This is a genomic window from Rhizobium mongolense USDA 1844 (assembly GCF_000419765.1).
Taxonomy (GTDB): domain Bacteria; phylum Pseudomonadota; class Alphaproteobacteria; order Rhizobiales; family Rhizobiaceae; genus Rhizobium; species Rhizobium mongolense.
Map to the genome: position 1 here is coordinate 452,309 of NZ_ATTQ01000003.1, position 6,255 is coordinate 458,563.

Genomic DNA, 6,255 nt, shown 5'->3' on the forward strand with positions numbered 1-6,255 from the left:
GGATTCTGCCTTGCAGATTTGTGCGGCCGTAGGCTCTGAGCCCTGCACGGTACAGAACTCAGACCTTAAATCAGCCCGGCCTTCTAAACTGCCCAACGAAATGGGGTCAGTTCAAAGGCAGTCCTCCTTGATCCGAAAGATCACTTGTTCAGAGCATCCTTCACTGCCTTGGCCGGCGTGAAGGCGAGCTTCTTTGCAGCAGCGATCTTGACGGTGGCCCCGGTTGACGGATTGCGGCCTTCGCGCTCCGGCGTCTCCTTTACCTTGAACTTGCCGAAGCCCGGGATCGAGGTCTCGGCGCCAGATGTGGCGGCCGACGTGATGGAGGTGAAGACCGCCTCTACAACGGCTTTGCTCTGGGCTTTGGTAAGGCCATGTTCACCGGCAATCTTGTCTGCGATTTCGTTTGTCGTCGTCATGTAAGGCGGTTCCTCTTGAATGTTTCCTATCCACCTTGACACATCAGCTTCGCAAAAGGGTAGAGAGGGAACGGGTTCAAACGGCCTCAATCCACTGATTTGATGCGTACTTCCCTTCGGCGGTCGATACGAGAGGCTGAGCGTGTATGGCCGGCACAAACCTTGCATATGCCTGTTGGAATGCCATTCATGAATCAGATCGATAAGGGTATGCAGCAGGAAGGCCTAATCATCGCTCGTTTCTGCTCTATCTAGCCTGCTGGCGCCTTTACCGGATCGGCTAGACGCGCCTCCATGCAATGAGCGTGAAGTGGAGCTGCACATGCATAACCCCATTCAACTCGAAATCTCCCGTCGGGATTTACTTATCTCGTCTGCCGCGACCGTCGCGGTCACCGGCGTCGCAGCCGGGGGAGCGGCGGCACAATCTGCGGAAAACGCAATGCCCTACACAACGAAGATGTCCTTCACCGTCAACGGCGAGAGGCGTGATCTCGACGTTGACAATCGAACAACGCTCCTCGACGCGCTGCGCGAACACCTCCATCTGACGGGTACGAAGAAGGGATGCGACCACGGCCAGTGCGGCGCGTGCACCGTCATAGTCGACGGCCGTCGCGTTATCTCGTGTTTGACGCTTGCCGTCATGCATCAAGGCGACCAGATTACGACGATCGAAGGTCTCGGAAAGCCAGGCGATCTCCACCCGATGCAGGCGGCCTTCGTCAAGCACGACGGATTTCAGTGCGGCTACTGCACGCCTGGGCAGATCTGTTCCTCCCTGGCGGTGCTAGAGGAGATCAAGGCGAACATCCCGAGCCACGTCACCGGCGACCTAACCGCCAAGGTGGCTGTCACCCCGGCCGAAATCCGCGAGCGCATGAGCGGTAATATCTGTCGTTGCGGCGCCTATTCCAACATTGTCGACGCCATCGTCGAGGTCGCGGGGACAAAAGCATGAGAGCCTTCACCTACGAACGTGCCTCGTCTGTCGAGGCCGCGGCCCAAGCGGTCGCCTCCAATCCGGAAGCGAAGTTCATTGCCGGGGGCACCAACCTTCTCGACCTCATGAAGCTCGAGATAGAGACGCCGACGCATCTGATCGACGTGAACGGCCTCGGATTGGACAAGATTGAACCCACCTCGGAGGGCGGACTGCGTATCGGAGCCCTGGTTCGCAACACGGACCTTGCGGCACACGAAACCGTTCGTCGAGATTACGGGCTCCTGTCGCGAGCGCTCGTCGCGGGCGCTTCCGGTCAACTCCGCAACAAGGCGACGACGGCGGGGAACCTCTTGCAGCGCACGCGCTGTCCGTACTTCTACGATCCGAACCAGCCGTGCAACAAGCGCCAGCCAGGCAGCGGCTGCTCGGCCATCGGCGGCTTCACCCGCCAGCACGCCGTCGTCGGCACGAGCGACGCCTGCATCGCCACCCATCCGAGCGACATGGCGATCGCCATGCGAGCGCTGGATGCCGTGGTCGAAACGGTAAAGGCAGACGGCAGCCAGCGTTCCATCCCCATCGCCGACTTCCACCGCCTGCCGGGCAACACCCCGCATATCGAGACGGTTCTCGAACGCGGCGAGTTCATCACAGGGGTCATCCTCCCACCGCCGATCGGCGGGCGTCACATCTACAGGAAGGTCCGCGATCGCGCCTCCTACGCCTTCGCACTCGTTTCCGTGGGCGCGGTTATCCAACCCGATGGGACCGGACGCGTCGCCGTCGGTGGCGTTGCCCACAAGCCTTGGCGCGTCGAGGCGGCCGAAGCCGAGCTGACGAAAGGGGCCCGCGCCGCCGCTGGTGTCCTTCTCGCGGACGCCCGTCCTACCGAACAGAACCGTTTCAAGGTCGACCTGGTCGAGCGCACGCTCGCAGCGGTCATCTCGCAAACCAGGGGGTAGCCATGCAGTTCGATACGCCAGCAACTACGAACCCGATCGACCAGCTCAAGGTCGTCGGCCAGCCGATCCACCGCATCGACGGCCAGCTCAAGACGACGGGCCTGGCGATGTACGCCTACGAATGGCACGATGCCAAGGTGCCGTACGCCTACGGCTATCCCGTGGGCGCGGCCGTCGCCAAGGGCCGCATCAAATCCATGGACGTCTCTGCCGCAAAAAAGGCGCCAGGCGTCATTGCCGTTGTGACCGCGCCTGAAGTCGGCGAACGGAAGAAGGGGAAGTTTAACACCGCAAAGCTCTTCGGCGGTGACGAAATCCAGCATTACCACCAGGCGATCGCCGTCGTTGTGGCCGAAACCTTTGAACAAGCCCGCGCAGCCGCAGCGCTGGTAAAGGTCGGCTATGCCGAAGAGAAGGGCGCCTTCGACCTCAGAGAGGCGAAGGACTCGGCGGTGAAGCCCGACGAGTCCCAGCAGCCAGACTCAGCTGCCGGTGACTTCGATGCGGCCTTCAGGACGGCTCCGATCACTTTCGACGAAACCTACACGACGCCGGACCAGTCCCACGCGATGATGGAGCCGCATGCCTCCATCGCAGCCTGGGATGGCGACGAGCTAACAGTCTGGACCTCGAGCCAGATGATAGACTGGTGGCGGTCAGACCTGGCGACCACCCTCGACGTGGAAAAGGAGAAAATTCATCTGATGTCGCCTTTCATCGGCGGCGGGTTCGGAGGCAAGTTATTTCTTCGTGCCGACGCCGTCCTTGCCGCGTTTGGAGCAAAGGCTGCGAAGCGACCAGTCAAAGTGGCGCTGCCGCGTCCTTTCATGATGAACAACACGACCCACCGCCCGGCGACCATCCAGCGCATCCGCATCGGAGCGGAACGCGACGGCAAGATCACCGCGATCGCCCATGAAAGCTGGTCAGGCGATCTGAAAGGCGGACAGCTCGAGACGGCCGTCAATCAGACCAGGTTGCTCTATGCCGGCGCGAACCGCATGACGGCGATGCGGCTGGCGACGCTCGACCTTCCCGAGGGCAACGCGATGCGTGCTCCAGGCGAAGCGCCTGGCTTGATGGCGCTGGAGATCGCCATCGACGAGATGGCCGAGAAGCTCGGCCTCGATCCCGTGCAATTTAGAATTATCAATGACACCCAGGTTGATCCCGAGAAGCCCGAGCGGCCGTTCTCGCACCGCGATCTCGTCGGATGTCTGAAGCTCGGCTCCGAGCGCTTCGGATGGAGCGCGCGAGGAAGACCGGGGTCGAAGCGTGAGGGCAACTGGCTGATCGGCATTGGCGTTGCAGCCGCCTTCCGCAACAACCTGCTGCTTCCTTCCGGAGCACGCGTCCGCCTCGCCCGGGAAGGGGTCGTTACCGTCGAAACCGACATGACCGATATCGGAACGGGCAGTTACACCATCATCGCGCAGACTGCGGCCGAGATGATGGGCGTCACCGTTGACAAGGTCGCGGTCCGGCTGGGCGACTCCCGCTTTCCGGTGTCCGCCGGTTCCGGCGGGCAGTTCGGGGGCAACTGCTCGACGGCGGGTGTTTACGCAGCCTGCGTGAAGCTGAGGGAAGCCATTGCGCAGAAACTTGGTTTCAATTCCGAGGATGTCGTCTTCGAAAACGGCGAGGTCCGCTCCGGCAACCGGTCGGTGTCACTTGCACAGGCAGCGGGCGCCGAGGGACTGGTTGGTGAAGATACGATCCAATGGGGCAAGCTTTCCGAAACGCACCAACAATCGACCTTCGGCGCGCACTTCGTCGAGGTCGGCGTGGACGTCGCCACGGGTGAAACGCGTATCAGACGGATGCTGGCGGTATGCGCGGCGGGACGCATTCTCAATCCGATTACCGCGCGCAGCCAAGTGATCGGTGCGATGACCATGGGGGCGGGCGGGGCTCTTTCGGAGGAGCTCGCGGTGGACGCGCGCCGCGGCTTCTTCGTCAATCACGATCTTGCCGGCTATGAGGTACCAGTGCATGCCGACATCCCTCATCAGGACGTTATTTTCATGGACGAGACTGATCCGATGTCGTCACCGATGAAGGCGAAGGGGGTCGGCGAACTTGGCCTGTGCGGTGTCTCCGCTGCAATCGCCAATGCCATCTACAACGCGACCGGCGTCAGGGTCCGGCACTATCCGATCACCATTGACAAACTGATCGGCGGTCTTCCAGACACCGCTTAGCACTTCGGGCGGAGGTTGCGATCGCAACCGCCGCCAGGCACACGGAACCGCGTTGAACGGGGTCTTGAGCCCGAGGGGAAGCCCCGCTTTCAACGGATTGCACAAGCCACTCGTCGGCGCTCACGGTTTTCGAGTCAGCTCCGATGCGGTCGTCGTCAGCCGCCGCGCTTCTGGGCCTTGCGCTTTCCGATCCCTAGAGACGCAGGCGTTGGCCGACCGGCGGAAAGTCCGCCCGCGAAGTTGGCCCAGGGATGGCCGAGAACGGGGCGCTTACTGTGCTTGCCGTTCAATTCGCCGCTGCTCTGCCTACCCGATTTCCTGCATTTTGGGTGGCATCCACGGTATTGGCAGTATCACGCCCGACGCCGCGGATAGTGTTCCCGCAAGAGGAAAGGGCGAGAAGAACGCAGCAGGCGGCCGCGATTTTTGTCGTCAGTAACATTGCATAGATCCTTGGAGTTTAAGGCCGTTTGCGAATTCGCGACGCCTTTTGTTGCTCGACATCCTTGGTACTTTCGGAGAGAAACATGTCGGTGTGCCTGCGAGCAGCTTCGCGAAGGGCGTCCATCCTCGCAAGGTCGTCTGCCTTGGGACCGGCTCTGCCTTGACCGATTTTCGGTAAAGATTGGCCCCAGTGCTCAACGCTTTTGCCCTCTTGCCGGCGTTCCTTCTGCCCAGCGCGCAGGCATAAAGGCCGCCCTCCGTTTTCATTGACACCCTCCCATCGGGCACCTTTTGTTCCGCTGATCATGATGATCTCCTTTCATGAGAGGAGAACTGCCGGGGAGGGCGTGTGTTCCGTCGCGGCGAGAATAAGCGCGGCGCGCCTAGAGGTGTTCCTCGACGCAGGTCATATCGCGGCCTTTAGAGCCAGCTGCTTGGTCAGGCAATTAGCGTGCCGTAGCGCGAGATTTCATAATGTTCGCCGGCCTGGGCCGCAGAGATCAATCCTGCGTCGAGTGCGGCGGAGCCTTTGAACTCTTCGATGGTAGGGGTAAGTGACAAACCTGAACGTGACGCCGCGCGGGATGTTCCGATCAGCGACGATAGGGGCATTTTTTAGCTCGCCTCTGGATGCAATCAATCGGAAGAATGGAATTCCGGCCGACGACCAACTCATACCTGCGCCGGTGGAACTTAAAGGGCAGCATGGTGTTTCTCCGATCACGGATCCGACATGAGGTCGGCAAAAAAGGAAACACCGATGAAAAACACCATTCTGGCGGCCGCCCTGGTAGGGGCATCCGCGCTCTCGGCACTTGCCCAGACCACCCCCGCTCCCTCGTCGAACGGAAATACACCTGCAGTAGCGACCCCGGACACGAAAAACCCGGCGGCGCCCGTCGAAGGTGCCAACAGCTTTACCGAAGCCCAGNCCAAGGAGCGNATCGAGAANGCAGGTTACACCGATGTCAAAGGCTTGAAGCTCGATGACAAGGGGATCTGGATGGCGTCCGCCACCAAAGACGGCAAATCGGTATCGGTCGCACTCGACTACCAAGGAAACGTAGTCGCCAAGTAACCAGCACCATCAAGGANAAGAACAATGAGAACCGTAACTGGACTTTTCGACGACTATGCGGACGCGCGCTCGGCCGTGAACGAATTGGAGTCGGCTGGCATTCCCTCGGATGATATCAGCATCGTCTCGAACAATGGGCGCGATCGGGACACCTCTGGCGCAGCAGAAGGTGCGGGAACCGGCGCCGGTATCGGCGCTGCAGTCG

General features: G+C 61.0%; 7 protein-coding genes and 1 pseudogene. 5 read left to right on the plus strand and 3 right to left on the minus strand.

Annotated elements, in window-relative coordinates:
• Positions 1-140: 140 nt before the first annotated feature.
• A complete protein-coding gene (locus A3C3_RS0107920; protein ID WP_022714068.1) occupies positions 141-419 on the minus strand; it encodes an HU family DNA-binding protein in 279 nt (92 codons plus the stop codon).
• Positions 420-741: 322 nt separating this feature from the next.
• On the opposite strand from A3C3_RS0107920, the gene paoA reads away from it, so the two are divergent.
• The 3 genes from paoA to paoC are packed head-to-tail and all read left to right on the plus strand — an operon-like array spanning position 742 to position 4,528.
• On the plus strand, positions 742-1,380 hold the full coding sequence (gene paoA / locus A3C3_RS0107925) for an aldehyde dehydrogenase iron-sulfur subunit PaoA (RefSeq protein ID WP_022714069.1): 639 nt from the start codon (positions 742-744) through the stop codon (positions 1,378-1,380).
• Positions 1,377-2,327: an FAD binding domain-containing protein gene (locus A3C3_RS0107930; protein ID WP_022714070.1), complete on the plus strand. Its 951-nt coding sequence runs from the start codon at positions 1,377-1,379 to the stop codon at positions 2,325-2,327. Before paoA ends, A3C3_RS0107930 begins: the two co-directional genes overlap by 4 nt.
• A 2-nt stretch (positions 2,328-2,329) precedes the next feature.
• Positions 2,330-4,528, plus strand: a complete 2,199-nt coding sequence (paoC, locus tag A3C3_RS0107935) for an aldehyde oxidoreductase molybdenum-binding subunit PaoC (RefSeq protein WP_022714071.1) — start codon at positions 2,330-2,332, stop codon at positions 4,526-4,528.
• A gap of 286 nt (positions 4,529-4,814) precedes the next feature.
• Here the strand turns inward: paoC and A3C3_RS46815 are convergent, their stop codons facing one another.
• Both A3C3_RS46815 and A3C3_RS43380 read right to left on the minus strand, forming a co-directional pair.
• Positions 4,815-4,970 carry an entericidin domain-containing protein gene (locus tag A3C3_RS46815; protein ID WP_084796919.1) on the minus strand — a complete coding sequence of 52 codons (156 nt, stop codon included), beginning with the start codon at positions 4,968-4,970 and terminating at the stop codon, positions 4,815-4,817.
• Positions 4,971-5,419: 449 nt separating this feature from the next.
• A pseudogene (locus A3C3_RS43380) lies at positions 5,420-5,515 on the minus strand (DUF892 family protein); the annotation flags it as partial.
• A gap of 217 nt (positions 5,516-5,732) precedes the next feature.
• Between A3C3_RS43380 and A3C3_RS0107955 the strand changes: the two are divergent.
• A complete protein-coding gene (locus A3C3_RS0107955) occupies positions 5,733-6,050 on the plus strand; it encodes a PepSY domain-containing protein (protein WP_022714074.1) in 318 nt (105 codons plus the stop codon).
• 24 nt (positions 6,051-6,074) lie between these two features.
• Positions 6,075-6,255: general stress protein (locus tag A3C3_RS0107960; protein ID WP_028739483.1), on the plus strand; the 181-nt coding region annotated here is incomplete at its 3' end.